Annotated in this window: 30 protein-coding genes and 1 pseudogene; 14 read left to right on the forward strand and 17 right to left on the reverse strand. The window is 42.2% G+C overall.

Annotation, left to right across the window (positions count from 1 at the left end; all coding sequences use genetic code 11):
• Positions 1-120: pseudogene (locus ACEO2X_RS09435) on the forward strand (IS30 family transposase); the annotation flags it as partial.
• 79 nt (positions 121-199) lie between these two features.
• Here the strand turns inward: ACEO2X_RS09435 and ACEO2X_RS09440 are convergent.
• Positions 200-1,579 (reverse strand): dihydrolipoyl dehydrogenase, encoded by a 1,380-nt coding sequence (locus ACEO2X_RS09440; RefSeq protein ID WP_179991580.1) that lies wholly within the window; start codon positions 1,577-1,579, stop codon positions 200-202.
• Positions 1,580-1,739: 160 nt separating this feature from the next.
• Here ACEO2X_RS09440 and ACEO2X_RS09445 point away from each other — a divergent pair, with 160 nt between their 5' ends.
• Entirely contained in the window at positions 1,740-3,437 is a 1,698-nt protein-coding gene (locus ACEO2X_RS09445; RefSeq protein WP_371971889.1) for a hypothetical protein, read from the forward strand.
• A 158-nt stretch (positions 3,438-3,595) separates the two neighbouring features.
• Here the strand turns inward: ACEO2X_RS09445 and ACEO2X_RS09450 are convergent, their stop codons facing one another.
• Both ACEO2X_RS09450 and ACEO2X_RS09455 read right to left on the reverse strand, forming a co-directional pair.
• Positions 3,596-4,018, reverse strand: a complete 423-nt coding sequence (locus ACEO2X_RS09450; RefSeq protein ID WP_371971891.1) for a beta-lactamase hydrolase domain-containing protein — start codon at positions 4,016-4,018, stop codon at positions 3,596-3,598.
• A complete protein-coding gene (locus ACEO2X_RS09455) occupies positions 4,011-4,346 on the reverse strand; it encodes a TIGR01244 family sulfur transferase (protein WP_004976227.1) in 336 nt (111 codons plus the stop codon). Before ACEO2X_RS09455 ends, ACEO2X_RS09450 begins: the two co-directional genes overlap by 8 nt.
• A 123-nt stretch (positions 4,347-4,469) precedes the next feature.
• On the opposite strand from ACEO2X_RS09455, the gene ACEO2X_RS09460 reads away from it, so the two are divergent.
• From ACEO2X_RS09460 to ACEO2X_RS09470, 3 genes are read left to right on the forward strand one after another with little or no spacing between them, the layout of a single operon-like run.
• Positions 4,470-5,366, forward strand: a complete 897-nt coding sequence (locus tag ACEO2X_RS09460) for an alpha/beta hydrolase (protein WP_371971893.1) — start codon at positions 4,470-4,472, stop codon at positions 5,364-5,366.
• Positions 5,367-5,798 carry a thioredoxin TrxC gene (gene trxC / locus ACEO2X_RS09465; RefSeq protein ID WP_070153832.1) on the forward strand — a complete coding sequence of 144 codons (432 nt, stop codon included), beginning with the start codon at positions 5,367-5,369 and terminating at the stop codon, positions 5,796-5,798.
• Positions 5,799-5,825: 27 nt separating this feature from the next.
• On the forward strand, positions 5,826-6,272 hold the full coding sequence (locus ACEO2X_RS09470) for an acyl-CoA thioesterase (protein ID WP_218944582.1): 447 nt from the start codon (positions 5,826-5,828) through the stop codon (positions 6,270-6,272).
• A gap of 79 nt (positions 6,273-6,351) precedes the next feature.
• Here the strand turns inward: ACEO2X_RS09470 and ACEO2X_RS09475 are convergent, their stop codons facing one another.
• Both ACEO2X_RS09475 and ACEO2X_RS09480 read right to left on the reverse strand, forming a co-directional pair.
• The gene (locus ACEO2X_RS09475) at positions 6,352-6,861 is read right to left on the reverse strand and encodes a DUF4442 domain-containing protein (protein ID WP_179990524.1); all 510 of its coding nucleotides are present in this window, start codon (positions 6,859-6,861) and stop codon (positions 6,352-6,354) included.
• 12 nt (positions 6,862-6,873) lie between these two features.
• The gene (locus ACEO2X_RS09480; protein ID WP_004976234.1) at positions 6,874-7,362 is read right to left on the reverse strand and encodes a YajQ family cyclic di-GMP-binding protein; all 489 of its coding nucleotides are present in this window, start codon (positions 7,360-7,362) and stop codon (positions 6,874-6,876) included.
• A 92-nt stretch (positions 7,363-7,454) separates the two neighbouring features.
• On the opposite strand from ACEO2X_RS09480, the gene ACEO2X_RS09485 reads away from it, so the two are divergent.
• Positions 7,455-7,769 (forward strand): rhodanese-like domain-containing protein, encoded by a 315-nt coding sequence (locus ACEO2X_RS09485; protein WP_004976235.1) that lies wholly within the window; start codon positions 7,455-7,457, stop codon positions 7,767-7,769.
• A 79-nt stretch (positions 7,770-7,848) separates the two neighbouring features.
• Here ACEO2X_RS09485 and mnmC read toward each other — a convergent pair whose 3' ends face one another.
• Genes mnmC through ACEO2X_RS09505 form a run of 4 tightly spaced genes read right to left on the reverse strand, consistent with a single transcriptional unit; the run spans position 7,849 to position 11,192 of the window.
• A complete protein-coding gene (gene mnmC, locus ACEO2X_RS09490) occupies positions 7,849-9,750 on the reverse strand; it encodes an FAD-dependent 5-carboxymethylaminomethyl-2-thiouridine(34) oxidoreductase MnmC (RefSeq protein ID WP_371971896.1) in 1,902 nt (633 codons plus the stop codon).
• A gap of 37 nt (positions 9,751-9,787) precedes the next feature.
• A complete protein-coding gene (locus ACEO2X_RS09495) occupies positions 9,788-10,243 on the reverse strand; it encodes a hypothetical protein (protein ID WP_004976237.1) in 456 nt (151 codons plus the stop codon).
• Positions 10,244-10,248: 5 nt separating this feature from the next.
• A complete protein-coding gene (locus tag ACEO2X_RS09500; RefSeq protein ID WP_004976238.1) occupies positions 10,249-10,551 on the reverse strand; it encodes a YciI family protein in 303 nt (100 codons plus the stop codon).
• 29 nt (positions 10,552-10,580) lie between these two features.
• Positions 10,581-11,192: a septation protein IspZ gene (locus ACEO2X_RS09505; RefSeq protein WP_004976239.1), complete on the reverse strand. Its 612-nt coding sequence runs from the start codon at positions 11,190-11,192 to the stop codon at positions 10,581-10,583.
• Positions 11,193-11,237: 45 nt separating this feature from the next.
• On the opposite strand from ACEO2X_RS09505, the gene ACEO2X_RS09510 reads away from it, so the two are divergent.
• On the forward strand, positions 11,238-12,089 hold the full coding sequence (locus ACEO2X_RS09510) for a PHP domain-containing protein (protein ID WP_371971899.1): 852 nt from the start codon (positions 11,238-11,240) through the stop codon (positions 12,087-12,089).
• Between the two features lie 2 nt (positions 12,090-12,091).
• On the opposite strand, the gene ACEO2X_RS09515 is transcribed toward ACEO2X_RS09510, so the two are convergent.
• From ACEO2X_RS09515 to radC, 3 genes are all read right to left on the reverse strand, one after another.
• On the reverse strand, positions 12,092-13,114 hold the full coding sequence (locus ACEO2X_RS09515) for a hypothetical protein (protein ID WP_159123092.1): 1,023 nt from the start codon (positions 13,112-13,114) through the stop codon (positions 12,092-12,094).
• Between the two features lie 67 nt (positions 13,115-13,181).
• Positions 13,182-14,090: a bestrophin family protein gene (locus tag ACEO2X_RS09520; RefSeq protein ID WP_004976242.1), complete on the reverse strand. Its 909-nt coding sequence runs from the start codon at positions 14,088-14,090 to the stop codon at positions 13,182-13,184.
• A gap of 68 nt (positions 14,091-14,158) precedes the next feature.
• On the reverse strand, positions 14,159-14,857 hold the full coding sequence (gene radC / locus ACEO2X_RS09525) for a DNA repair protein RadC (RefSeq protein ID WP_154321040.1): 699 nt from the start codon (positions 14,855-14,857) through the stop codon (positions 14,159-14,161).
• A 113-nt stretch (positions 14,858-14,970) separates the two neighbouring features.
• On the opposite strand from radC, the gene coaBC reads away from it, so the two are divergent.
• Entirely contained in the window at positions 14,971-16,245 is a 1,275-nt protein-coding gene (gene coaBC, locus ACEO2X_RS09530; protein ID WP_004976244.1) for a bifunctional phosphopantothenoylcysteine decarboxylase/phosphopantothenate--cysteine ligase CoaBC, read from the forward strand.
• A 77-nt stretch (positions 16,246-16,322) separates the two neighbouring features.
• Here coaBC and secB read toward each other — a convergent pair whose 3' ends face one another.
• The 4 genes from secB to rsgA all read right to left on the reverse strand — a co-directional run bounded on the left by secB (position 16,323) and on the right by rsgA (position 18,664).
• On the reverse strand, positions 16,323-16,781 hold the full coding sequence (gene secB / locus ACEO2X_RS09535) for a protein-export chaperone SecB (RefSeq protein WP_004976246.1): 459 nt from the start codon (positions 16,779-16,781) through the stop codon (positions 16,323-16,325).
• Positions 16,782-16,815: 34 nt separating this feature from the next.
• Positions 16,816-17,070 (reverse strand): glutaredoxin 3, encoded by a 255-nt coding sequence (gene grxC / locus ACEO2X_RS09540; protein WP_004976247.1) that lies wholly within the window; start codon positions 17,068-17,070, stop codon positions 16,816-16,818.
• 33 nt (positions 17,071-17,103) lie between these two features.
• Positions 17,104-17,511, reverse strand: coding sequence for a rhodanese-like domain-containing protein (locus ACEO2X_RS09545; protein ID WP_004976250.1), 408 nt, complete (start codon positions 17,509-17,511; stop codon positions 17,104-17,106).
• A 94-nt stretch (positions 17,512-17,605) separates the two neighbouring features.
• Positions 17,606-18,664, reverse strand: a complete 1,059-nt coding sequence (gene rsgA / locus ACEO2X_RS09550; RefSeq protein WP_096902409.1) for a small ribosomal subunit biogenesis GTPase RsgA — start codon at positions 18,662-18,664, stop codon at positions 17,606-17,608.
• Between the two features lie 123 nt (positions 18,665-18,787).
• On the opposite strand from rsgA, the gene orn reads away from it, so the two are divergent.
• Positions 18,788-19,345, forward strand: coding sequence for an oligoribonuclease (orn, locus tag ACEO2X_RS09555; protein WP_004976254.1), 558 nt, complete (start codon positions 18,788-18,790; stop codon positions 19,343-19,345).
• A gap of 209 nt (positions 19,346-19,554) precedes the next feature.
• Here orn and ACEO2X_RS09560 read toward each other — a convergent pair whose 3' ends face one another.
• The gene (locus ACEO2X_RS09560) at positions 19,555-20,430 is read right to left on the reverse strand and encodes a metal-dependent hydrolase (RefSeq protein ID WP_180062486.1); all 876 of its coding nucleotides are present in this window, start codon (positions 20,428-20,430) and stop codon (positions 19,555-19,557) included.
• A 132-nt stretch (positions 20,431-20,562) separates the two neighbouring features.
• Between ACEO2X_RS09560 and ACEO2X_RS09565 the strand changes: the two genes are divergently transcribed.
• The 5 genes from ACEO2X_RS09565 to ACEO2X_RS09585 all read left to right on the forward strand — a co-directional run bounded on the left by ACEO2X_RS09565 (position 20,563) and on the right by ACEO2X_RS09585 (position 26,044).
• A complete protein-coding gene (locus ACEO2X_RS09565) occupies positions 20,563-21,627 on the forward strand; it encodes an AraC family transcriptional regulator ligand-binding domain-containing protein (RefSeq protein ID WP_371971902.1) in 1,065 nt (354 codons plus the stop codon).
• Between the two features lie 406 nt (positions 21,628-22,033).
• On the forward strand, positions 22,034-22,837 hold the full coding sequence (gene trpA, locus ACEO2X_RS09570; RefSeq protein ID WP_004976260.1) for a tryptophan synthase subunit alpha: 804 nt from the start codon (positions 22,034-22,036) through the stop codon (positions 22,835-22,837).
• Positions 22,834-23,730, forward strand: a complete 897-nt coding sequence (gene accD / locus ACEO2X_RS09575; RefSeq protein WP_004976262.1) for an acetyl-CoA carboxylase, carboxyltransferase subunit beta — start codon at positions 22,834-22,836, stop codon at positions 23,728-23,730. The genes trpA and accD overlap by 4 nt, the downstream gene beginning before the upstream one ends.
• Entirely contained in the window at positions 23,727-25,010 is a 1,284-nt protein-coding gene (folC, locus tag ACEO2X_RS09580) for a bifunctional tetrahydrofolate synthase/dihydrofolate synthase (RefSeq protein WP_167845785.1), read from the forward strand. Before accD ends, folC begins: the two co-directional genes overlap by 4 nt.
• Complete coding sequence (locus ACEO2X_RS09585; RefSeq protein ID WP_371971904.1) at positions 25,001-26,044, forward strand: SPOR domain-containing protein; 1,044 nt, start codon at positions 25,001-25,003, stop codon at positions 26,042-26,044. Before folC ends, ACEO2X_RS09585 begins: the two co-directional genes overlap by 10 nt.
• The last annotated feature ends 122 nt before the right edge of the window (positions 26,045-26,166 follow it).

Raw genomic sequence — 26,166 nt, forward strand, 5'->3', positions numbered from 1 at the left:
TCAAACGAACAAATAGAGCAGATAGAATTTGCACTCAACCATCGTCCTAGAAAAACACTAGGTTGGTATACACCGAGTGAAGTTATGGCTGGTTTTTATACTGTTGCACTTGCCGCTTGAATCCGCCCTATAAAAAGTGAAGGCAAAATAAAACCATCAGGGGATGGTTTTAAAGAGTAAGCATACTTTCTAAATTTGATTAGATTTCACGTAGTTGTCGACGTGCATGTTTAAGTGCTGTTCTTAAACCCTCTTCTAGTGTTGGATGGTAGAACGGTTTATCTAAAATATCCTCAAGTGTGAGTTCTTCATCAATCATCCAAGCCAATAAGTGCGCCATGTGCTCAGCAGCATCCACAAATAATTCAGCACCTAATAACTTTTGACTTTTATTATTAATATAAACTTCAATCGCACCTTTATTTTTTCCCAGCACCAAAGCGCGACCTTGTTTTTCATAAGAAACAAAGCCTGTCGTAAATGCAATATTTTGCTCTTTCAGTTGTTTATAGTTTTGTCCTACAGATGCCATTTCAGGTGAGCTAAACACAATGCCCATGGGTGTTAATGTTTTTATATTTTCAATGTTTGGAAAGCTTAAACAATTATGCACGGCTGCACGCCCTTCATGTGCTGCTTCATGTTGAATGGGAGTATTCGTGTGTGCATCACCCACAATAAAAATAGCATGCTGTCCGAGTTGTTTGGTATGAGGATCAATTGGGAGTTGTTTGATGTTGTTGAAACTTGTATCAATATTTTCAAGATGAAGCTGATCTAAATAGCTGCGTCTACCCGTAGCAACCAATACATAATCGGCAGTTAAGCTTTGTATTTGTCCATTTTCTTGATATTCAATTTTCACGCCTTGTTCTGTTTTTTGTAGTTGTGTAGGCAAGGTTTCAAATTTGATATTCAATTCTCGACTGAGTGTATCTTGTGCAATGGTTTGTAGTTCTGGGCTGCGGAGTGAACCAACTTTACGACTACGGGCAAAAATAGTGGTATCTACCCCTAAGCGTTGCATAGCTTGAGCCAATTCGATTGCAATTACACCACTGCCAATGACGGCCAAAGATTGGGGTAAGTTCTCTAATTCAAAGATTTGATCTGATGTGATTAAGCGTTCGCCTAATTTTTCTTTCCATGCTTGCTCATAAGCAGGAGTAGAACCGACTGCAATAATAAAAGCTTTTGCCTGATATTGCTGTCCATTCACTTGAATTGTATGGGCATCTATAAAAGTCGCAAAGCCCGAAACTTTATGGGATGCTTCCCAACGATCTACATCTTTTTGTGTGGCACGGGTAAAACGATCACGTAATTGGCGTACGTGCGTCATGATTTGGGATGTATCAATTTTTGCATCTACCGTGAGTGCAACTTCTTGTGCATGTTGTATGTCGTGCATGCGATTGGCACTAGAGATGAGAACTTTGCTGGGCATACAACCAACGCGGGCACAGGTGGTGTCCCATGGACCGTGATTGATGATGAGTAGGTTTTGGGTGTATTTAATCGCTTCTTTATAGGCGCTAATGCCTGCGGTGCCTGCACCAATAATAATGAGGTCGTACATTTGTGAGCTACTTCATGTAATAAATAAATTTAGGCTAACACAAGCAAAACATTTATCATGCTTTTATTTACATAAAGCAGTAACTATGGTTACATATCTGACAATATTAATTATATGTTTGATTAACTCATAGTTTTAGAGGGATTTGGGGAATAACTCAATGAAAAAGAAAGAAATTAGTTTGAAATTTTCGGCTGTGGCTTTAGCAGTTTTATTGGCTGGCTGTGGTGGCGGTGGAAGTGATGGTTATTATGGTGGTGGGGACTCTAATTCTACTGGAAGTACGGAGAATCAAAACCCATCTACTCCAGTAAGTGAACTACCTGAGGTTGCAACTTCAACGAATGCATTTACTCAATTAAATTCATCTAAGCCTAGTTTGTTATTAAGTGGTGATAAAACTGTACTTCAAGTCCAATTACTAGCATCTGCTACTGGTGGGGCTTGGGCTGATGAAGAAATTTCATTACAGTTAGTTGATGCAAAGGAATTGGGTGTAAGTTTTGCTCCAGGCAAAGCTACTACAGATGAAAATGGATTTGTGACATTTAATCTTACTTTAGATACATCAAATGTCAATGAAAGTACAAAATCTCAGTTATTAAATACTGGAATAAAATTAAATATTTTAAATAGTAAAGGTGCTAGTTTGGGTAGCCATTTACTCAAAGTGGTAGAAAATGAAGAACAAAAGGCACAATATGATTTAGTAGTTAGCGCTAATAAAAATGAACTTTCTTTAACAGGCGATAATGCGATAGTTACAGTACGTGCAGTAGACTTAAATGGTGGGTCACTTCAAGGTAAAACGGTAACCCTATCTTTAAAAGACTATACACACGTTCGTTTGGAGAGCGCGTCAAGTTTGATAACTGATTCTTTTGGAGATGCTAAATTTAAAATTAGCTTGTTACCAACAACAGGTAATGCAGCAGATTTATTGAAACTTAATGGTATTGATGTAGAAGCTACAATTAAAGATGAAAAAGGCGTAACAGTTACACAACCTTTTGAGCTTAAAGTCGTTGATGGCTTTACACCAACACCTGTAGGGCAAATTACTTTGGGTAATGCTGCTCTTTTAAATAAAAGCTCAGATCAAGTTTATTATACTGAAAAATTCTCGGCTCAAGTTGTAGATGCTGATGGTAAACCTATTAAAACACCACAAAAAGTTACGATGAAAGTGGATATTATCTCGAGTGTAACTGGATACTTCCTAACACAAGCTGAGATTAGTGCTTTACGAAGTCAAGATGCCTTAATTTTTGAGCAAAATCGTATCTTGCCAATTCAGAATGAAGTTTCTATGCTAGAGTTAAATAAAGCACGTTTACAGGCTGATATTGATAAATTAGATCCAAATAGTGCAACTTATGATAGTGATAAGAGAGCTTTAGAGAATCAAATTACCGAAATTAACTATAATATATTAGTTAAGAACACTGAAACTTCAGCTTTGAAAGCTAGACTTGATTTAGTTAATAAAATTACAATTCCGAGTCGTGTTCAATGGGAATGTGGTATAAATCCAACCACTCAATTAGCTACAAGTTTAGTAGATCAAACGAATCAGAGTTTAGGTAGCCAGTATGAATACACTACTGACACAACTGGTAAATTTGATTTTAATATTAATTATCAAAGACGTTATGCTAGATGGCAAACGGTGTTATTAACAGCTTCAGCCCAACGTGCTGATGGCACAAAAATTGAGTCCACAATGACGTATGCATTGGGCGCATTACAAGAAGATATTGATGCTGCTACTGGGCAACCGTTTGATGTAAGTCCATTTAACCGTACTGTAGCTGATAATTGTAATTATATTAAACCGTGGACTTCTTTACTGAATTAAGAACTTAGACTAAAAAACAGCGCTTCAGCGCTGTTTTTTATGGGGGATTTCAATTTAAAAATTAAAGAGAAGTCCCCACACTCACACCCACCGTTGGGCGTACTTGCATAGAACTACAAGCACTCAGAGCCAAGACACACATCACCACCAATAAAATTTTACTCATGCAACAAACCTTGAGATTTTGTCTGATGAAATAACGCACTAGAACGAGCGCCACTACGACAAATCATCAGAATGGGTTTTGGAAGCTCATTATAATATTTAGCGAATTCAAGAATGTCTGTTTGAGAAATTTTACCGCTGCTGACAGGTTGATAAATCACGCTGATCTGAGATTTTTCCGCGATATTGCGTAATTCACTGACCTTGACTGTATTGCCCATTTCTTGATCGGGACGGTTCACAATCACAGATTTAAAACCTTGCCGCATCAATTGTGAAAATTTGGCAGCATTCATCTGACCTGCAACACTGACTTTGCTATTTAAAGCCTGAGCATCGTTTTGAGCGTGACTCAGCGAGATACTGTTACAGATCAGAACACAGCAAAACACATACTTGAGGATTGATTTAGTCATCCAACAAATCCATTTGTTTTGCTAACTGGAATAAGTTGTTTGAGCGGTTACCCGTACGGCAGAACATCAACACAGGTTTTGGCAATTCGTTATAGTGATTGGCAAAAGTACGCACATCTACTTCAGTAATTTGACCAGACACCACAGGTTGATAGACATAATCTAAACCCACTGCACGTGCAGCTTCTTCAATTTGCGCACTAGTTGGTTGCTCGGCACCACCTTCCATATCTGGGCGGTTATTAATAATTGACTTAAAGCCTTTCTCTACAACTTGGCTCACATGTTCAGGACCAATTTGACCCGCAAAACCGACTTGTTCAGACATGGGAATACTCCATCATTTTATTCATGACAATATGCTTTATGATAGCATTAAGCAGATTCAAGAGCAGAATGTTCTGAAATATTTATAACGATGATAACGATAAAATAACGCAATGGAGCGCTTATGCATTCCTATATGGTTGAGCCTTTATATGTCAAAAGTGATCACGAGGTGATTGCTGCAGATTTTTATCGCCCTAAATCTATAGAAAAACCCGCGGTGATTCTGATGGCGCATGGTCTAGCAGCCTTACGTCATTTTAAATTGGTGCAATACGCACAATATTTTGCTCAGGCAGGCTATGCGGTGGTGCTATTCGATTATCGCTATTGGGGCGGGAGTACGGGGCGTCCACGTGAGTTGGTATCCATAGAGGCGCAGTTAGATGACTGGCGCAGCATGATTTCACATATTGCGGAACGTAAGTCGATTGATGCCAAACGCATGATTCTGTGGGGAACTTCACTGAGTGGCGGATATGTGCTGAGTTTGGCCTCACGCTTACACAATATTGCCGCGGTCATGGTACAAGTGCCTTTTGTAGATGGTGCGGAAAGTGCCAAGTTATATCCTTTGCAGCAACTTCCGAAAGCCCTAAAAATCTCCAGTCAGGACTATATGGGAGCAAAGGTAGGGATGTCGCCCAAAACGCTTGCAGTGGTGGCGCAAAAAGAACTGTGTTTTTTACCGACCACAGACAGTTATGCAGGTTATATGTCAATTGTGAATCCCGATCATTACTGGAGTGGGGAAATTCCTGCTCGGGTGTTTTTTAATTTGATTCGTTATCGCCCCATTCAAGAAGTGCGGCAAATCAACATCCCTGTGTTATTTATTGCTGCACAGCGTGACAGCCTGATTCCAATTGAATCGAGCCGTGAAACGGCCACCAATATTGCGCCTTATGTGCAATATGAAGAGTGGGATATGCAACATTTTGATATTTATCATGGTGAATGGTTTAAAAAAGCCATTCAGACCCAATTAGAGTTTTTACAGCAACTGTTTGGAGTTCAGTAAATGATTATTGTATGCCCTGGATGTGGTGCAAAAAACCGTGTACCTGAAGATAAATTATCTGCCAATCCTGCATGTGGGCAGTGTCATCAAGCACTGATTCCGCTTGCACCCATTGAATTGAATGAGCAAAATTTCAGTAATTTTATCCAAAATAGCGATTTACCTATTCTGATTGATCTTTGGGCGGACTGGTGTGGTCCTTGCAAGATGATGGCACCACATTTTGCAACAGTTGCCAAGCAGAATCCGCAGGTGGTGTTTGCCAAAATTGATACCGAGGCCAATCCACGCTTAAGCAGTGCATTCCATGTGCGCAGTATTCCAACACTGGTATTGATGAATAAAAGCAATGAAATTGCTAGAATAAGCGGCGCGCTACGAGCGACTGAATTACAACAGTGGTTGGATCAGCAACTCAATGCCCAGTCTTAATGCACTGTTCGTGCTAATTTAATGCAAATGTCCGGAGTGAACGTGTCAGATTCTCATGTAAAACCAGAGGGAGTGCTTTCCCTACAAACAATTGCCATGCCAGCAGATACCAACTGGAGTGGAGATGTCTTTGGAGGCTGGATCGTTTCACAGATGGACTTGGCAGGTGCGATTCATGCCGAGCGTTTTAGTAAAGGACGTTGTGCCACGATTTCCATTAACCAAATGACTTTTTTGGTGCCTGTAAAAGTGGGCGATGTGATCAGTTGCTACACCAAAATTTTGAAAGTGGGCAATACTTCAATTCAAATGCAAATTGAAGTGTGGGACAGCCATGACGATTCACGTGAAGCCGTGCGTGTCACCGAAGGCGTATTTACCTTTGTTGCGGTTGATGTCAAAGGCTCAAAACGTCAGATTCCTGAAGAAGCCAAACAGAAGTTTTTAGAAGCTCAGGCTAGTCAAGCATCATAATTATCAAGCTAATCAAACATCGTAATGAAAAAAATCCCAGCACAGTAGCTGGGATTTTTTCTTGGAGAGGAAACAGGCGTTAGGCTTGTTTCTGCTTTAAATGTGCTTTTGACACCCATGCCCACAACATTTCACACTGAATCGGAGCTTCGCCTGATTCATCAATCACACTGACATTGACCAGTGTTTCACCTTTGTCGGTGCTGTGCATGAGTTGTTGCTGTTCTGGGCTGAGTGTGGCAATGGCTGTCATTGCACCTTGAGTTGGACGTTTAAAGTCCACTTTCAGGCTTTTAATCAGCACAATGGCACTATCAGGTACATTCATAGCAGTCACAAAACCTGTAGCAGTTTCGGCAAGCAGCGCCATAGCACAGGCATGTACCTGTCCAATATGGTTTTGCATGGCTTTATGATTGGCAAGACTGACCACCACTTGCGATGGGGTTACTTCTTGATAGCGAATTTTCGCAGTGCCCACCATCGGCACGACACGACCAAAGGCTTGACTCAAAAGGCGGCTTTGAATGCCTTTCGGCAATTTTGATGTTGCTTTGACCAGTTTGTTTAAGCGATTGGTTGGTGCCATGACATCCCCAAATTAATCTTTAAAGTTGTTAAATTGCAGCGGCAGACCAAATTGTTGCTCTTTCAAGAACGCCATGACTTGTTGCAATGTATCGCGTTTCTTGTCGGTCACTCGAATTTTGTCACCTTGAATAGAAGATTGCACTTTAATGCCACTGTCTTTAATGGCTTTGTTAATTTTTTTTGCGGTATCTGAGTCAAGACCATCTTTAAGTTTGATCACTTGAATCACATTTTTACCCGATGCGGTCATTTTTTGTGGGTCAAGCGCCTGAATGTCGACTTTACGCTTATAGAAGTGATTTTCGAGCATGGTATACACTTGCTCACATTGGAAATCACTTTCAGTGGAGATTTTAATCTCTTTGTTTTTTTCATTGAGGTCGATAGAAACATCCTGACCACGAAAATCGAAACGAGTACCGATTTCTTTTTGTGTGTTTTGAACCGCATGATTCACTTCAAAAAGTTCTAATTCAGAAACAATATCGAAAGAAGGCATAATGAAGACCTTTGCAAATGGAAACAATATCTGAGATGCTAGGGATGTTTTCTTCATTTGCCAAGTGTTGTTTTACATCAAAGGAGTGCGCAATGATCCGTAAACAAGAAATTACAACATTTGAGTTCCCAGCTGACGCGATTATCTGGGATGTACGTGATGCAAGTGCTTATGCAGAAGCTCATGTTAAAGGTGCTGTGAATCAGCCAATTAACGATCTATCAGCAGAGAGTCTTACTCAGGTGTCGGCGGATCAACCCATTTACATTTTATGTGGTGGCGGAAGTAAAGCCCCACGTGCAGCGGAAAAACTAGAAGGTTTGGACAGCTCACGTGAATATGTGGTTTTAATGGGTGGTACACGTGCTGCGCGCGACGCAGGCATGCCTTTGGAACAAGGTCACTAAGTATCATCAATATGAAGAAAGCGCCGTAAGGCGCTTTTTTGTTGGGTATCGTTTTATTTCTATTTTCTCTAAGCGAGCGTTAGCTTGAAGATGGAGGAGCTTTAAAATAAGGCTTCTTGGTTTTCACCTTTTTCTGAAAACGTGTAGCTGCCAGTTTTTGTACTAAGTTTTTAGGTACAGCGCAGGCTTCTGCTAAAACTTGTGCCGCCAGTATTTCACTGCACAACGGGGCAAATAAAAAGCCTTTAGAACCGAGTCCTGCAAAGCTGTAAATTTCCTGATCATCACGCATTTTGCCAAGTAGGGGAAAATAATCCTTACTTTGGGCGCGTAGCGAAGCGCGACCTTGCCAAGTATCTACGGGTGCTAAGTTTTCGGCATACGCAGGAAAGACACTGTGGATAAGTTCGTAGTTATGCACATGGTCTTCTGCCAAGACGTCACAATCTTCCCGATTTGGATAAAACGATGCACCTAAAATCAGTTGATCGGCATTGAGCTGCATGCAATAGCCGCCATAGCTATAGGCTTGTGATAATGGCAAAGCCTGATCTGTATTATTTACCCAGCTAACTTGCCCACGAATGGGTTTAAGCACAGGGTAATGCTCAAAAAAAGCACCGCTTTGCAGCGCTGCACAGACGATGACATGATCAAATGTTCCAAGTTCAGTATCTACGCTGTGTAAGATCAGTTGCTGTGCTGTCGTGGTGATTTGTTTAATTTGAGCTTGCTGAAACTGAATGTGCGGATGCGCAAGAATTTCATCACGCAGTTGATGTGGAGAAACTGCTCCTGCTTGCAATAAGTTTAAACTGGCAAAGTCGCTTTGTGGCGTAAGTTCGGTTGCACTCTGTGCTGCTAAAATACCTTTTGGATATTGTGTGGCTAAATCCAGCAATTCATCGGCATGTTTAAGTGCCAGTTGATGAATCTGCAACGGACGAAATGCTTTGAATGCGGCATAGTGATTTAAAGCATGTTGCCATGCCAAAGTCATTAAATGATCAGCACTTTGATGAATTGGGCAAAGTTTTGGGTTTAAGAGTGCCAAAGGATTGCCAGAACCGCCTGCAAGTGGCGCTGTTTGGTCATAGAGCGTGACTTGATGCCCTCGTTGGGAAAATGCCCACGCACAGCTTAAACCCGCAATTCCTGCGCCTATGATCGCAATATGGCGCTGTTGGTTGCTTGTTGTGGTATTTGTTGTAATTTGAGTTTCGTTCTGATCGGATATTGGCTCTATTTCAGGCGCTTGCCAGATGGCTTTCAGCATTTCCCGTTTATGCCCAAAACCGCGTGGGCGGGTGATGTGAATATCGTGTTGTTTTAAGCCACGTTTGAGTACGCCTGCCACACTAAATGAGGCAAAAGTCGTGCCATAATCGGACAGTGCTACAATCGGGTTGAGCACGGTTTCCTGCCACATATCGGGGTTACAGGCGGGTGCAAAGCCATCTAAAAACCACGCATTGACAGGAGCAGTTTTAGCAATGACAGGAAAAACTTCCTGAGCATCGCCTAGCCATAAATCTAGGCTAAAGCGTTCATCTGGAAAGTTTAAACGATGACAGCCTGCAATAGCGGCAGGGTATTGCTGAATCAGCTGTTCAGACAGATGACTGAGTTCGGGCCAAGCCGCTAAGGCACGTATAAGATCGGCTTTGCAAAGTGGAAATTTTTCGACAGAAATTGCGTGTAAATGGCTGCGATTATTGGGACGTACCTGTTGCCATAATTGCCAGAGCGCTAAAATATTTAAGCCTGTACCAAAGCCTGTTTCGCCTACACAAAAATATTCAAAATCATTCAGCGCTGCTAAACGGATGGGTAAGTCATTGCCCTGTAAAAACACATGCCGTGTTTCTAATAAACCGTTGTCTTTAGAGAAATACACATCGCCAAATTGTTTGGAAATGGGCACATCAATACCATCGACCAGTTGCCAATCCAGCTCGGCAGTTTGAATAGGCTGAAACAAAACCAGAGTACCTTAAATCAAGAGGTGAATGCTCACCTTACCATTGGCGGCGACGTTTGGTATAGACATAGCTAGCAATTAAGAAGCCGAGCAATACGCCAACCGCGAGTGTTGCAGCACCGTATAAAAACATTTGCGCACTGCGTTCACTTTGCAGTACTTGAACTTGCACGCCTAAATTATCGTTTTTAAGTTGCAGTTCCTGATTCTGTGCCAAAGCATCGAGGTTTGCCTGTTCAAGTTGTTGCAAACGTGTGCTCTGATCTTTAATCAAGGCTTTGGTTTTAGCTTCCTGAAGGGCTTTATTTTTGGCAATTTGTTCTGCAGTCAGGGGCTTATCTTGTGCAGGAGTAACCCCATTGGCTGTTGCTACAGCTGCCGTGTTGGTCACAGCAGCAGGAGCAGGTGCAGTAGGTGTGGTTGTGGCTGGCTCAACTGCATATACAGGTGAACTGAGCAGAACAGCAACAACACTGGCAACAACGAAACGCATAGCGCTTATCCTTGAGGGAATGCTTTATTGAATGGCTTAACGTCAATGTGGCTATATACGCCTTCTTTTAAGAAAGGTTCATCTTGTAGCCAAGCATCGAGTGCTTCACGACTGTCAAAATCGACAATCATGGTGCTGCCATAAAAGCCTGCTTGTGGATTGCTTGGGTCTTTTGGCATTGCCCCCGCCACAATTAAGCGACCTTCGGCATCGAGTTGTTGCAAACGTGCAAGATGTGCAGGACGGGTCGCAAGACGTTTTTCCAGTGTACCTTCACGGTCAGTACAACTCAGAACAAATAAAGGCATAGTTACTCTCGAATATCGCAGATCAGAAATTATTCAGATGTTTTAAAGTATTTGCGCAATACAATAAACTGCACAATGATAAAGGAAAACATCACAATCATGTCACCAAAAGCAGTGAATTCGCCCCAATATTTTCCGTCCATAAATAAAAATGCAAAAAATACGTGTAGGAAAGACATGACTGCAAACATGGCTGCCCAAGTATAATTCAGGTTTTTCCAGCCAGCTTCGGTCAAGTTGAACACAGGCCCAAATAAGCGTTGAATCAGTGGTTTACGGTCTTTGCTGAACCATGGTGATAGCAAAAAAGCACCTGCAAATACAATGTTTAAAATGGCAGCTTTCAGGCGAATATAAAAGTCATCGCTTAACATTAAAGTAACGCCACCAAAAATTACGGTCATAAACAGCACAATCCACTGTTGTTTATCTAAACGGAATTTTTGCATGATGAACAATGCGCCGTACACCACTAACATCGAGATGATCAGACCTGTGGTGGCCACCAAAATATGGTTGTTATCGACACCGCCTGCAGAGCCGATGAGTTGTAGTAATTGATGATTAGTGTCTTTTGGATCTACAGTTTTGTATAAATAAAAGAAAATAATGAGGGGCACAAAGTCTAAAAGTGCTTTCATGTTAGAGTATCTAAATCTGATCAAATAAATGACATAGTATAAGTGATGCACGGCGTAGATTTACATACACACAGTAATATTTCTGATGGAACTTTGTCACCTGGAGAATTGGTGTCTGCGGCAATTCAGCAGGGCATTCATACCTTGGCATTGACTGATCATGACACAATGGATGGGCTGGCTTTGGCAGAGCAAGCGGCTCAGGGGCAAGATTTAAAGATTATTTCGGGAGTGGAGATTTCCAGCCAGTGGTCACGTCCTGCCACCAAAAAAAATTATGGGGTGCATATTGTGGCCTTGAATATGCAAAATCCTGAGCCTTTACAAAAAGCCCTCGATCAGCAAAAGCAAATCCGAGCTGAACGCTCCAAACAGATTTGTGAGCTGCTGGTTCCTTTAATTGGTCAGGATATCTATGCGGAGGTACTGGCCAAAGTGGATCAGGTACCGGATCGGGTTACCCGGACGCACATTGCCAAAACCCTAGTGGAAAAGGGGATTGTGACCCGTTCGCAACAGGCCTTTGATAAATATATCAAGGAAGGCAAAAAAGCCTATGTCAAATTTGATGGTTTAGGCTTGGAAGAAACCATTCAGGTGATTCATGCCAGTGGCGGTTTTGCGGTACTGGCGCATCCGACCAAATATGATTTATCAGCGACCAATATTCGTTATCTGATCGAGATCTTTGCCAAGTTTGGCGGAGATGCAGTGGAGTTACCGCCGGCCATTGAGCCTGCATCAACCCGGCAGATGGTGGATCGGATGATTGCGGAACATGGTCTGAAAGTTTCGATTGGCAGTGATTTTCATGGTGACCATATGCCCTGGATTAAACTGGGGAATGTGCCGAGCTTAAAACCAGGGCAGGTCGGGATTTGGGAGAGTTTTTGTTAATTCTAAATCTTGATGAATGGATCAGTTTTAAGATCTTGGGCGAATTTATACATCAAATGCAGAATGAGGACATTAACAAGTAATAAGGCCCATTCAGAAGTGATTAAAGTCATGATGACGATATACAGCATGATGGAAGTCAGGACTAAATTTCGATAAAAGTTTGGATGTTTTTTTGAAATGAACAGATGATCAATCTTGAGATCAAGTTTGAACTTACGATAGGCAATCACATCAATGCGTGAGGATAAGGCGAGTTCCAATTGTTTAAAGTATTTTGCATGAGAATGAATGAGATAAGTTTTACCATAACCTGTGGTTAACTGTAAGTCATGACTTTCTGGACAGGTTCTCAAGGCTTCTATGTGTGTAATTCGGGATAAGTCGAGCATAAGCGCCGATGGGATTTTTTCTAATCTCCCTAGTCCTCTTTGTGCTCCAACTTCTGTGCCAATGAATATTGAAAAATCATTATTTTGGGAAATTTCAAATAACTGGATGATTACATGAGAGCGTGTCAAAAAATGTATATCGATCAGTTGCCCAATCATCGCATCACTTAATTTGACTTGAAGTGTAAAAAAAGGCGAAAGATTAAAAACCTGTTTTAAATCTACATTAAACCAGATGCCTTGATCATGATTGGGCAGTTGTAATAATAACTGTGGCTGTTTCACCTGCCACCATTTTGCACGAATAGTACGTTGAGCCAGAATAATTGCTTGTGAATGTTGGACTGCTTGCTCAGTCATATCTTTTTTGAGTTGAGGATCGATCAAATATTTTTGTATAAAAAAAGGAAACTTTAAATTTATTCCTCGATCCTGAAACAGAAAGAGGGGAACACATAGACTAAATAAAATATGGAAAACAGGCCTACGTTGAAGATCGAGAAAAAGTTCTGATTGGACTAATGAACTCACTATAAAAGCCAAGATGGCACAAAGTAAAAATAGTGCTAAAGCCAACCATGGTCGAACAATGGGTTGAGGCACCGCTTGTTGAATTTTTTGTTTTAATTTCATATTTTTTTGAATTTTTAGATAAAAATTAGAACCTCAAAATGCTAATTCTGAGGCATTTATTTATAAATTATAGCAAATTATTATCTTGTGCCTGAATCGGTGGCGGTGTCGGTTTGCCCAGAGTGCCTAACAGTTCGATTTCAATGGTTCTTACCATGGCATCTAAAGGTAAGTCATTGCTTTGCGTGCCAAAAGGTTCTTCAATTTCAGAACTGAGCGCATCCAGACCTAAAAAAGTATAAGCCAAAATACCGACCAAAAGCGGAGTCGCCAATCCGAGTGTAGACCCTAAACTAAAGGGCAACATAAAACAGAAAAAGTACACTGTTCGGTTAAGTAGGACTGAATACGCAAAAGGGAGCGGTGTGGTAGCAATACGGTCACAACCCGTGAGTACCAAACTCAGCTCTGTGACGTGTTGATTCATTTGTGTGTAAATAATATCGGAAATTTCGCCCTCTTTAAGTGCTTGCATTAACTCCCATTGAATCAAACTGAGCGTGTATTGCGGCGCATTGGCTTGTTGATACAGTTGGGTAATTGCTTGCTGACTCATGCCACTGGTTTGAATTAACTCGGTTGGATTGGCAGTTTGATGACGCAGGCGGTCGCGCAAGACATTGGCAAATACAATGACGTGCTGAATGACGCGTTCACGTCGTGCTTGACTAAGTATACGGCAGTCGCGGTCAAAGTGGCGCGCGTTGGCAATCAGCATGCCCCAAAGTTTACGTGCCTCCCACCAACGGTCATAACAGGCAGAGTTTTTAAAGCCCAAAAAAATCGACAGCACCACCCCAATTAAAGTAAAGCCAACCAAAGGCAATTCTGGAAAATGAAAATAACCAATATAAGACAAACCGCCAATAATGGTGGAGATCAACATCACCACGCCCAAAGGCGGTAAGACCTTCGGTAAAATCGTGCCCCGCCAAGAAAACAGTAAGTTAAATACACTGGGTTGATCGACTATCATTTTATTAGAATCATCACAATTTTTTGATGATCTTCTGTGCTTGTGCAGGCTTTGTCAATATGCAAATTTTAAGTGTGCTCAAATTTAAGCAGTTGTTGTTCGGCAAAGGAAAAATTACCTTCACTTGAGATGATACAGTGATCGATCAAACGCAGTTCTAGCAACTGACAGGCTTGCTGAATCTGCTGCGTCAGGACTAAATCTGCAGGTGAAGGTTGTGGTAAGCCGAAAGGATGATTGTGTGCAATCACAATCGCTGTGGCATGTTGACTAATCGCAAAACGTAGCAATTGATTAATGGAAATTTCACACGAATTTAATGCACCATAAAATAATTTTTTAAAGCTGATTTTGCGTAAACAGGCATCAAGGCAAAGCACCGCAAACACTTCTTGGGTTTCGCCCAAAAGTTCAAAACGCAGATACTCCATCAAGCGTTTGGAATTGCTAAGCTCAAGTGCATCTTGTTTTAAATGTTCGGCTACATAGCGCCGTCCAAGTTCTTTAACTGCCATGAGCTGTGAATATTTACTGTTACCCATGCCGTGAAATTGACACAACTCGGCAATGGGTGCATCGAGTAAAGTAGTGAGATTGCCAAAATGCTGAATTAGCAATCGTGCCAACTCCACCGCAGAATGTTGCTGTGAGCCTGAGCGCAAAAAAATAGCCAATAGTTCGGCATCAGATAAACTGGCAGCACCATTTTGAATGAGACGTTCACGTGGCCGTTCTTGTTCAGGCCAATGTTTAATAGATAAATGCATTGTTATTTGACTTTTTTATTCTAAATTTGAAACTTAAATCCCAACAGATCTCTTGGGAATGACATTATTTAATGCTATTGTGAGCGCCACTGCAACAAAAAGGTGGCTTATTTGTGAGCTTCGATTTAAGCGTCCTCCCTCATAAAAACATTATTTTAGCTGTGACAGGCGGCATTGCGGCCTATAAAAGTGCGATTTTAGTGCGTCGTTTAAAGGATGCGGGGTTTAGTGTTCGCGTGGTCATGACCAAGGGGGCACAAGCTTTTATTACACCGCTGACCTTTCAAGCACTGTCAGGCAATCCAGTACATACCGAATTATTAGATACCGAAGCCGAAGCAGGCATGGGGCATATTGAATTGGCACGGTGGGCCGATTTAATTTTGGTTGCGCCCGCCAGTTGCGACACCTTAGCCAAATTTGCTGCAGGTCTGGCCGATGATTTGCTCAGTACTTTATATTTAGCCACCACTGCACCAGTTTGGGTTGCACCTGCCATGAATCAGCAAATGTGGGCAGCCAAAGCCACACAGCGTAACTTAACCACTTTGGTGGAAGATGGCGTGCATGTAATTATGCCCGATGCGGGCGAACAAGCCTGTGGAGATGTTGGTTTAGGGCGTATGCCAGAACCTGAAGATTTGGCGCATCAGGTGACGCAGTATTTTCATCAGGCACAGCGTGCTTTGGTGGAAAAATTTGGCATGTTGGCAGGCAAAAATGTCACCATTACAGCAGGCCCAACCCGCGAAGCTTTAGACCCTGTGCGTTATATTTCTAACCATAGTACAGGCAAAATGGGTTTTTCTTTGGCTGCAGCCTGTTATGCAGCAGGGGCAAAAGTCACGCTTATTGCAGGCCCAGTTAGTTTAGATACGCCAAATGGGGTACAGCGAATTAATGTGTCTTCTGCAATTCAAATGCTAGATACCAGTTTGCAGATGCTTGAACAAGGCTGTGATATTTTCATCGCTACAGCCGCGGTGGCAGATTACCGCGTGGCAGAAATTGCGGAACACAAAATTAAAAAATTAGGCGATGAGCTGAATGTGGCGTTGGTCAAAAACCCTGATATTGTTGCGACCATTGCACAACAGGAAAAACGTCCGTTTATGGTTGGCTTTGCTGCAGAAACCCGCAATGTAGAAGAGTATGCAGCAGGCAAGTTGGTGGCGAAAAAGCTGGATATGATTGCCTGCAATGACGTTTCCCGTGCCGATATTGGTTTTGCTTCCGATGAAAATGCCATGACGGTATTTTTTGCCGAAAGCTACCGTATGGAAAAACGCGATTTGGAAAAAGCCTCGAAACAGGAAATTGCGCAGCAATTGGTCGAAGCGATACACGATGCCTTGTATCGAGATCCATCTCAGGATGATGATTTTTAATTTTGATCGTCCATCAGCAAACGGATGACATAAAAAACCGCTGAAATTTCAGCGGTTTTTTTATATCCAATCGCGAATTAAGCTTGACCTTCAGCTGCAGCGGCTTGAGCACGTTGCATATTGGCTTCAAACTCGGCATCGAAGTTGATTGGCGTTAACAATAATTGTGGGAAGCTGCCTTTGGTAACCATATCATTCACTGCTTCACGCAAGAATGGGAACAAAATGTTCGGGCAGTATGCGCCAAGAATGTACGGTAAACGCTCTTCTTCAACGCCATCAATCAGGAAAATACCAGCTTGGGTAACATCAACAATAAATGCAGTATCGCCCGCGTTGTTGGCTTGAACCACAACTTTTAATGCTACTTCAAAGTGGGTTGGATCAATTTTTTCTGCAGAAGATGACAGGTTGATGTTCAATTCAGGCTGCCATTCTTTGGTAAATACTTGTGCCCCAGGAACTTCAAAAGAAATGTCTTTGGTATAAATACGCTCTAATGCCAATTGTGGTTGAGCTTGTTGTTCTTCACTCATGTTAAATCCTTAAGAGTTGGTTATCGTGTTATGTTTATGCCAATAATTGATCGAGCTTGCCTTCGCGATCTAACGCATATAATTGGTCAAAGCCGCCAATAAACTGGTCATTGATGAAAATTTGTGGAACGGTACGATGATTGGTGCGTTGCATTAATTCAACACGTACTTCAGGCGCTTCATTCGACAAATTAATTTCTTTATAGGCAACGCCTTTACGCTCAAGGAGTTGTTTTGCACGAATGCAGTATGGACATACAGTCGTTGAATAAATAGTGACTTCAGCCATGATTGTTCTCCTTGCGAAAAATATTGGGTAAAACTATTTGCTTTTTACTAAAGGTAAACCTTGTGCTTTCCAGTTGCTAATACCGCCATCTAAACGATAGGCATCGGTATGTGCGACCTGTTGTAAAGCACTGCCTGCAACCTGACCCAAGTTACAGATAAAGACCAATGGGCGATCTGAGGTTTTTAACTCTTCAACATGCTTGGTAATTTGGCTATAGGGAATATTGCGGCTACCACTGATATGACCTTCACGGAAATCTTTGGCATCACGTAAATCAATCAACATGGCATTTTTAGCTTTGACTAAAATACCCAAAGATTGTGGGGAAATTTTGCGACCATTGCGTTGACCTTCTAACACAAAGAACAACACTACCAATACAGCCAGCGTCCCAAATAAGAAGGGATGATTCCCCATAAATTCGAACCAACGTTCCACAAGTCACCTAATTACAATGTCAAAATTGTTCAAGAGTATAGCGTATAAATATGGCGATCAAAAACACCGCTTCAAGGGCAGCGCCACAATAAAATTAATTTTTTTGTTGCGCTTCGGCAATTTCATCACACAGTCTTAAATAACTGTCTAAACGACGCGATAAAATTTCGCCTTCTGCAGCAGCCAGTCGCAGCGCACATTGCTTTTCATGTTTATGGGTACAGTTGCGGAATTGGCAATGACCCAACAGGTTTTCAATTTCAGGAAAACCATTTTGAATTTTATCTTGGCTCAAGTGCCACAAACCAAATTCACGAATCCCCGGTGAGTCAATTAAGGCAGCACCATCTCCAAAGCCAATTAAACGAGTAGAGGTTGTGGTGTGCTGTCCAAGTGCCGAGTTTTCCGAAATGATATTGGTCTTTTGCGCCGCTTCGGGCACGATGGCATTAATCAGCGAGCTTTTACCCACGCCCGATTGCCCGACAAAAGCTACCGTTTCACCTGCTAAACGTGCCGCTAAATGCTCTAAATTCGCATCGGATTGGGTTTGCATAACTTCATATCCCAAGTCTTGATATTCCTTGAGCAAGTCTAAAATCGGGTCGTTTTCTTTGAGTAAATCAGATTTGTTTAAAACCAATAAGGCGGGAATATCGGCATCGGCACAAGCAACCAAATAGCGGTCAATCAAGCCCGGTGCAGGTTCAGGCAAAGGCGCAAAAACAATCACAATCAAACTGATATTGGCGGCAACAGGTTTAACTTTGTGATAACGATCAGGTCGGGTCAATAAAGATTGGCGTGGATGAATCGCGGTAATAATTCCTAAACCTGTATTCGGATCGGCTTGCCATTTGACCCGATCTCCCGTCACCAATAATTCTAAATTGGTGCGAGTATGACAGCGCCAAATACTGCCTATTTCGATAGGTTTCCAAAACGGTTCAGGCTCACCTGCGTGCACCACAGGTTTTTCAGGATGAATTTCAGGAACAGATAAAGCCTGCACTTCTAATTGACGGCCATAGTGTTGTACCACCAAGCCTTCTAAATCATGTGAAGTGTCAATGTCTGCCTGACGTGACTTGTGTTGTTTTTCAATTCGACGTTGCTGTTGTTCAGTCAATCGACGCTTACGAATTAAAGCCATTCATATCCTAAAAAACCATGAACTCAGGATGGCAAAAATAGCATGAAGCGGGGGCACAGTTACAGCCAAGAAGCAAGAAATTTGCTACTATGTTATTTTTAAGCCGAATAAGATTGCACATTTATGAGCAGCACGCCTGATACTCGCCTCATTTGGATTGATTTGGAAATGACAGGTTTAGATACCGATAACGACCAAATTATTGAAGTGGCTACCATTGTGACCGATGATCATTTAAATATTTTGGCAGAAGGTCCTGTGCTGGCTGTGCATCAACCTGATCGTATTTTAAATGCCATGGATGAGTGGAATACACGTCAGCATGGACAATCGGGCTTAATTGAGCGTGTGCGTCGCAGCAAACTCACTGCGCAGGATGCAGAGCAGCAAACCATTGAGTTTCTAAAAAAATGGGTCAATCCTAAAACATCGCCAATGTGTGGCAACTCAATTTGCCAAGACCGCCGTTTTTTACACCGTTTAATGCCTGAATTGGAACAGTACTTCCATTATCGTAATTTGGATGTATCATCAGTGAAAGAGTTGGCAAAGCGCTGGCGTCCAGAAATTATGAGCGGTTTGAAAAAGAATGCGTCGCATTTGGCGATGGATGATATTCGTGATTCGATTGCCGAGCTGAAATATTATCGCCAGTACTTTTTTATTATGAATCAGGACTAAAACCTTTTTCTGCGTAGGAGATGGGGCTGTAACAGTAACAGCGATCTCTTGCGCCAAAACGGTATGAGTCACTCATAAATAAGAAATAATAAGATATGACTCAGCATTGCCTTATGTCTTACTTTATATAGAGATATTAGAGGCAAGTTTGTATAAAGTTAAGCAATGCTGAGGTGTTTTTTGGTTAAAAACCAAGCAAAATAAAAGCTTTATTTTCCTGCCTGCCAAAATGCTTCTCCTGCCTGAATTGGGTCGCCTGTTTGCGCCAAAGTCTCAAGCCAGACATCATATTGCGCGATGATTGGATGTTGGCTAGGGTGAAAGTCAGGTTTAAACCAATCACGATATTGTGATTGCATTTTGCGTAATTTCCCTTGTTTGCCAAACAGCCATTGCAAGCCACGTACATTCATTTTAAGGCGCTGGATACGATTAAACCCATCGCATTTCAGCATGACATTGGCGCGGTACAGGGTAAATCCGAACATTAAACCTGTGGTCAGCACCAACGCCATTTTTCGGGTCACTTCAGGCACATTGCCCACCTGTTGCATCACATCAAACGCCACATCACGATGTTCCATTTCTTCAATCGCATGCCATGCAAATAAGGCGCGGACATAAGGATGTGCATCTTGTAGCGTGTCTTTTTCGCCATAAAAAGTTTCTGCCATAAGTGCAGTTAAATGTTCCGCAGCCGCTGTCATGGCGATGTTGTATTGGGGCGAGCGATATTTCAGTTCAAACTTAAACACTTTGTTTAGACGCTGAATAAACTGATCTACAGGCATGCCTTGATCTTTCATAACCTGATTCATTTTGTCGTGTGCAATGCCGTGCTGAGCTTCTTGCCGAATAAAATCGGCAACACGTTGTTTTAAGTCTGGGTCTTGAATTTGATCACGGAACAAACGTACCGATTGAATGAAATAACGCTCGCCATCAGGAAAAGTCAGGCTTAAAGCATCAAACATGCGGGTCAAAAACGGGTCACCTGCAAACCAGTAACGCGGCACATCGGCTAATTTAAAATCGAGATTGCTGCGTACTATGGGCGCAACATGATATTGGACAAGTGCATTCATTTTATTTTATTTCACTCTGGTCAATCCTGTTTGCAGTATGTCGGGCTTTGGCAGATTTGTTTTGACAGTATTTGCCATTTTTTATACATTAAACGACAAAAGAAAATGATGCATGTCAAAATGAGCAAGCACATGAGCGAAATTCAAATTCCAAATGGCTATTATCAACTTTGGTTACGCTATTTATCTGCACAGGGCAGAGTTCCTGAGCAGCTTGGATTTTCGCCTGCACAATTGCAGCATTTACAGCATGTGTTGGCATTGCCTATGGATACCCAATCGTCTTATCAATTTTTTAATGAGATCATCCAACACAGTATTCAGTTTTTAGATTGTCCAACGCTTGTTTTTGAATTGGCGCGTTATATTCAGCCTGAACATTTTGGTGTGCTCGGCTATATGGCATCGCGTAGTAATAGTGTTGCAGAAGCCCTTCAATATATGATGCGTTTTAGTCGTTTGGTGGTAGATGGTACGGCAGCCGTACCGATGCGACTGGAACAACAACCAGATGCTTTATATTTATCATGGCCGTTGGTGGATGAAAAATACAGCTTGGTTCATGAAATGACTTTTGCCTGTATGACTCAATTGGCCATGCAATTTTTTGATTTTCAACACTCTCCGATACGGGAGATTCATTTTGCCCATGCACCGCGTATGGCGATGCTGCATTATGAAAAGTTTTATGGTTGTAAGGTTTTATTTAAGCAAGCGGAATATCAAATTGTTTTAAATTTAGAAAGCCTCAGTTTAAAACCACAGCAAGCCGATCCCTCTTTAATTCATTTACTCACCAAACAAGCTGAAGATGCGATTGCGTTAAAACCACAATTAGAAACCGTGCAGCAGCAAGTCCAAGAGCAGGTGGCGCATTATTTACGTTATGAACAGCAAGTGCCGAGCATTGAATGGGTGGCGCAGCGTTTATTTCGTTCAGGGCGTACGTTACAGCGTCAGCTTAAACAGGAAGGTACGGGTTTTAAACAGATTCTTGAAATAGAACGGATGCAGCGCTGTGAAAACTTACTGCGACAAAATGTGAGCCTAAGCGATATTGCACAGTTGTTGGGTTATTCAGACCAATCGGCTTTGGCGCGTGCCTATAAAGCCTGTACAGGACAGACCTTGCTAAAACGTAAACAGCAGTTGCAGCAAGCTGAGGATGCACTTTCTCTACAGCAAAATACGCCATAAATAGTATGGATTGGCTCATTATCAACAGGTGATTTCGCGCTAAGAGATTGAAAATAAGCTGTGTGTAGCCATGACCGAATCAGCTTTTGCAAGGTTGATAAAGCCTAAGATAAAACCTGAAGTTGTTTATTTTTATCAATATTTTTAAATTTAAAAGCACGATTGAGCAAGTTTCAAAAACCGATAAGCAGGCAAAATTAGGCATCTTTGATCATTGAGAAAAAAGCGCAAATATCAGTAAATGTAGCCTCGCGGTTGTTCTGAATAAATCGTTTTGCAAACAGAAATGCAGCAACTCATGCCTGTGCGCTATTCATTGAGTAAAAAATAGCGTTACAATGGGTCAATTTGTATTTCTACAATAGCAAATGTCTCAGTTTTAATCATTCAAGGAAAATACAACCCTATGTCACGTTTAGCCACACGATTTGCACAGCTTGAATCTCAACAGCGTAAGGCCTTGGTTTCTTATGTTATGGCAGGTGACCCTCATCCAGAAGTCACAGTTCCGTTGTTACATCAAATGGTCGAGGCAGGGGTAGATGTCGTTGAATTAGGTTTGCCGTTTTCAGACCCAATGGCTGATGGTCCAGTAATTGCCCTCGCTGCAGAGCGAGCGTTGGCAGGTGGAACCAATACGCTAGATGCTTTAAACATGGTCAAAGAGTTCCGTCAAAAAGATCAGGAAACTCCTGTGGTATTGATGGGATATTTAAACCCTGTAGAAGTCATTGGTTATGAAAAGTTTGTTGAATATGCACATGACTGTGGTGTCGATGGTGTACTTCTGGTCGATTTACCACCTGAAGAAGCCCAAGAATTTGATGAAGTCCTGAATAAATATGGGATGAATCAAATTTTCTTGTTAGCGCCAACTTCTACACCAGAGCGTATTCAATTTGTTGCAAACCAAGCCAGTGGCTTTATTTATTATGTTTCTTTGAAAGGCGTGACGGGTGCAGCAACACTTGATGTTGCAGAAGCAGCAACCCGCATCCAACAGATTAAAGCTGTAACCAACGTGCCTGTGGGTGTGGGTTTTGGCATCAGTGATGCTGCATCTGCCAAAGCAATGGGCGCGGCTGCCGACGCAGTCATTGTCGGAAGTGCTTTTGTAAAACAATTTGCGAGCTTAGCACCAGAACAAGCCGTCATTGCAACGGTTAATAAAGTGAAGGAGCTTCGAGCTGCGCTCGATGAGTTAGTATGAGTCAAGAAGTGAAAACAGGGAAAATTCTAAGCCCATCGACGCCGTGGACTGCACGTGGTGTACCTGGTATTGAAACACCAGATGAGCAACAAGCGTTAAAAGCGATCTTTACTGAACCAACGATTGAATGTCCAGAATGTCATGCCTTGGTGACACGTACGGCAATGTCGTTCAACGCTTATGTATGCCCACAATGTGATGAACATTTACGTATGAAAGCGCGTGAGCGTTTAACTTGGTTCTTTGACCAAGTGCAAAACGAATTAGGTCAAGAATTCTCTGCCAAAGACCCACTCAAATTTGTAGACAGCAAAGCTTATCCTGAGCGTATGACTGAAGCGCAAAAGAAAACGGGTGAAACCGAAGCTTTAGTGGTGATGCAGGGCTTATTAAAAGATATGCCAGTCATTGCTTGTGCATTTGAGTTTGATTTTATGGGCGGCTCAATGGGTACCGTAGTGGGTGACCGTTTTGTGCAAGCTGCTGAACGTGCGATTCAGCAAAAACAACCGTTAATTTGCTTCGCAGCATCGGGCGGTGCGCGTATGCAAGAAGGCATGTTGTCATTAATGCAAATGGCGCGTACTTCTGCAGCAATTCAACGTATGAAAGAAGCAGGCTTACCTTACATCGTAGTATTAACACATCCTGTATATGGTGGTGTAACTGCATCATTGGCGATGCTGGGTGATGTGCACATTGCAGAACCTAAAGCGATGATTGGTTTTGCGGGTAAACGTGTCATTGAGCAAACTGTACGTGAAAAACTGGAAGAACCGTTCCAACGTGCAGAATACTTACTTGATCATGGTGTGGTCGATCAAATTGTCCATCGTCATGCATTACGTGATACAGTTTATCGTATTCTTGCGAAACTGATGAACTTGCCTTGAACACAGCACCTCTTGCAACCGATGATTTAAACACATGGCTCAATTATTGGAGCCATGTTCACGTTACGGGTATTGATTTAGGTTTGGAACGGGTCATTCCCGTTGCAGAAAAATTGGGTGTAACCCATCCTAAAGCTAAAGTCATTACGGTTGCGGGAACCAATGGCAAAGGCTCAACCACAACCACTTTAGCGGCTATTTTAAATGCGCAGGGCTATCGGGTTGGGTTGTACCAATCGCCACATATTTACCGTTTTAATGAACGAGTCAAATTAGCAGGCGTCGAAATCGATGACCAAAGTTTGATTGATGCTTTTGTGCAAGTCGATCAAGCACGACGTGATTGCGATCTGAGTTTATCTTTTTTTGAGGCCACGACTTTGGCAGCCTTTGTGATTTTTAAAGCACGTGATTGCGATGTATGGGTGCTTGAAGTCGGTTTAGGTGGACGCTTAGATGTGGTCAATGTCGTCAATCCTGATGTGGCGGTTATTACCAATATCGGTTTAGATCATGTCGATTGGTTAGGCGATAGCATCGAAAAAATTGCCTATGAAAAAGCAGGCATTATTCGTCCTAACATTCCTGTCATTTTTGCAGGTCAGCAAGATTTGCCTCAAGCTATTCACGACAAAGCAGCAACCTGCAATGCACCTTTGTTTGTCTTGAATCGTGATTATTTTTATCGGGATATGCAAGATGGTCAGTCATGGATGTTTGCTGCATCGGGTTGTACCTTAAAACTTCCAACAGGCAGTTTAGCCCTCGATAATATTTCAACGGCTGTGGCAGCAGTCTTGCACAGTGGTTTAGAAATCACCCAAGACGCAATTGCACAAGGTATTCAAACGGCCAAATTGGCGGGACGTTTTGAAATTCGTCAAATTCAGGGCAAAACCGTGATTTTTGATGCAGGACATAACCCGCATGGCGTTGAATTTTTGTTAAAGCAATTGCGCAATTTCTTAAATTACAATAAACAGTACACTGAAGTGGTCAGTGTTTTTTCAATGCTTGCAGATAAAGATATAAATTCTGTGGTTGAGTTATTGAAAGATAGTGTCGTAATGTGGAAAATTGCCACATTAAATGTGCCTCGTGCGGCAGAGATCACGGTTTTGGATCAGGCTTTGCAAGGCGAAACAATACAACACTTCGACAGTATACAATTGGCTTTTAAATCAGCACTGGATGAAACAAAAAATAATCAGCTGATTTTGGTATGTGGATCATTTCATACCTTAGAAGCGGTATGGGAGTATTTGGAAGAATGTCAATGAATAACAAACAGCGCTGGATGGGTGGCGTTGTTTTATTAGGTGGTGGTGTTTTATTGGCAGCATTGCTTTTAAAAGGGCAAGAAGAAATACATCAAAATAATGTGAAAACCCCAAGCCAAGCCGAACAAGTTCAACATAAAAATGCCAATCAGGCAGAAATGGTGCAATTGCAACCTTTAACTGTCGATGTGCAAACCGAGCAGCGTCTGCTTGAAGAGCAGCGCCGTGCGCGTGAAAAAGCAGTAGCGGAGCAAGAAGCACGTGCAGCTGAGTTTTTAGCGATGCAACAACAGGCAGAAGCTGAAGCAGCGCGTAAAGCTGCAGAAGAATATGCTGCCTTAAATGCATTGCGTTCTGGTCAGCAGCAAAGTTCTGACAATATTCCACCGGAATTGGTCGAAGATGAACAAGCCAAGCAAAAGCGTTTGGCTGAAGAAAAAGCTGCCCAGCAAAAGAAGTTAGAGCAGCAAAAGGCAACGGATGCCAAGAAAGCTGCTGAGTTAAAAGCCGCGCAAGAGCGTAGTGCTGCAGAGAAAAAAGCAGCAGATGAAAAGCGTTTAGCGGAAGAAAAACGTATTGCAGAAGAGAAGCGCAAAGCGGAAGAACAACGCCAAGCCGATGCAAAACGTAAAGCTGAACAAGAGCGCAAAGCAGCAGAAGCGAAAAAAGAAGCAGAACGTAAGGCTGCCGAAGAAAAACGTAAAGCTGAGGAAAAACGCAAAGCTGAAGAAGCTGCCAAGAAAAAGGCTGAAGCTGAAAAAGCACGTAAGTTATTGGAAGAAGGCGATAAGCAGTGGATGGTACAAGTGGCTTTGGCTGCTAACCAAGCCAATGCCGATGCTTTGGCGGCAAAACTGAAAGCCAAAGGTTATAAAGTTACCCAAAGTCCAACGTCTAAAGGGGTTCGGATTATGGTTGGGCCATCTAAAGACCGTGATGCTGCCGATGCAACCCGTAAGAAAATTACCGCAGACCCAAGTTTGAATATGAAATCTGCATGGGTGATTGATTGGGTGCCGTTAGATAAACGGTAAGCGTCCGCTGAACACACCTTCTGAATTCATCCTATAAGCCTTAATTTAGTCCCCACTTAGAAACAAGTGGGGACTTAAATTTATGACTACAAATCATCAGACATCCATCGCATCTCTTGCGA

This window comes from Acinetobacter sp. AL9, assembly GCF_041464035.1.
Lineage (GTDB): Bacteria > Pseudomonadota > Gammaproteobacteria > Pseudomonadales > Moraxellaceae > Acinetobacter > Acinetobacter towneri.

Bases quoted from the DNA above. Each gene is read 5' to 3' on its own strand.
- trxC (WP_070153832.1), top strand. From the start codon at position 5,367: ATGATTATTGTATGCCCTGGATGTGGTGCAAAAAACCGTGTACCTGAA.
- ACEO2X_RS09460 (WP_371971893.1), top strand. From the start codon at position 4,470: ATGCATTCCTATATGGTTGAGCCTTTATATGTCAAAAGTGATCACGAG.
- ACEO2X_RS09450 (WP_371971891.1), bottom strand. From the start codon at position 4,018: ATGACTAAATCAATCCTCAAGTATGTGTTTTGCTGTGTTCTGATCTGT.
- ACEO2X_RS09565 (WP_371971902.1), top strand. From the start codon at position 20,563: ATGAGCGAAATTCAAATTCCAAATGGCTATTATCAACTTTGGTTACGC.
- ACEO2X_RS09585 (WP_371971904.1), top strand. From the start codon at position 25,001: ATGTCAATGAATAACAAACAGCGCTGGATGGGTGGCGTTGTTTTATTA.
- ACEO2X_RS09500 (WP_004976238.1), bottom strand. From the start codon at position 10,551: ATGCCTTTATTTGTTCTGAGTTGTACTGACCGTGAAGGTACACTGGAA.
- ACEO2X_RS09480 (WP_004976234.1), bottom strand. From the start codon at position 7,362: ATGCCTTCTTTCGATATTGTTTCTGAATTAGAACTTTTTGAAGTGAAT.
- rsgA (WP_096902409.1), bottom strand. From the start codon at position 18,664: ATGGCTTTAATTCGTAAGCGTCGATTGACTGAACAACAGCAACGTCGA.
- secB (WP_004976246.1), bottom strand. From the start codon at position 16,781: ATGAGTGAAGAACAACAAGCTCAACCACAATTGGCATTAGAGCGTATT.
- ACEO2X_RS09475 (WP_179990524.1), bottom strand. From the start codon at position 6,861: ATGGCACCAACCAATCGCTTAAACAAACTGGTCAAAGCAACATCAAAA.
- ACEO2X_RS09505 (WP_004976239.1), bottom strand. From the start codon at position 11,192: ATGAAAGCACTTTTAGACTTTGTGCCCCTCATTATTTTCTTTTATTTA.
- grxC (WP_004976247.1), bottom strand. From the start codon at position 17,070: ATGGCTGAAGTCACTATTTATTCAACGACTGTATGTCCATACTGCATT.
- radC (WP_154321040.1), bottom strand. From the start codon at position 14,857: ATGCATTTATCTATTAAACATTGGCCTGAACAAGAACGGCCACGTGAA.
- ACEO2X_RS09515 (WP_159123092.1), bottom strand. From the start codon at position 13,114: ATGAAATTAAAACAAAAAATTCAACAAGCGGTGCCTCAACCCATTGTT.
- ACEO2X_RS09485 (WP_004976235.1), top strand. From the start codon at position 7,455: ATGATCCGTAAACAAGAAATTACAACATTTGAGTTCCCAGCTGACGCG.
- ACEO2X_RS09520 (WP_004976242.1), bottom strand. From the start codon at position 14,090: ATGATAGTCGATCAACCCAGTGTATTTAACTTACTGTTTTCTTGGCGG.
- trpA (WP_004976260.1), top strand. From the start codon at position 22,034: ATGTCACGTTTAGCCACACGATTTGCACAGCTTGAATCTCAACAGCGT.
- ACEO2X_RS09470 (WP_218944582.1), top strand. From the start codon at position 5,826: ATGTCCGGAGTGAACGTGTCAGATTCTCATGTAAAACCAGAGGGAGTG.
- ACEO2X_RS09510 (WP_371971899.1), top strand. From the start codon at position 11,238: ATGCACGGCGTAGATTTACATACACACAGTAATATTTCTGATGGAACT.
- ACEO2X_RS09560 (WP_180062486.1), bottom strand. From the start codon at position 20,430: ATGAATGCACTTGTCCAATATCATGTTGCGCCCATAGTACGCAGCAAT.
- ACEO2X_RS09495 (WP_004976237.1), bottom strand. From the start codon at position 10,243: ATGCGTTTCGTTGTTGCCAGTGTTGTTGCTGTTCTGCTCAGTTCACCT.
- ACEO2X_RS09440 (WP_179991580.1), bottom strand. From the start codon at position 1,579: ATGTACGACCTCATTATTATTGGTGCAGGCACCGCAGGCATTAGCGCC.
- accD (WP_004976262.1), top strand. From the start codon at position 22,834: ATGAGTCAAGAAGTGAAAACAGGGAAAATTCTAAGCCCATCGACGCCG.
- ACEO2X_RS09445 (WP_371971889.1), top strand. From the start codon at position 1,740: ATGAAAAAGAAAGAAATTAGTTTGAAATTTTCGGCTGTGGCTTTAGCA.
- orn (WP_004976254.1), top strand. From the start codon at position 18,788: ATGAGCAGCACGCCTGATACTCGCCTCATTTGGATTGATTTGGAAATG.
- ACEO2X_RS09455 (WP_004976227.1), bottom strand. From the start codon at position 4,346: ATGTCTGAACAAGTCGGTTTTGCGGGTCAAATTGGTCCTGAACATGTG.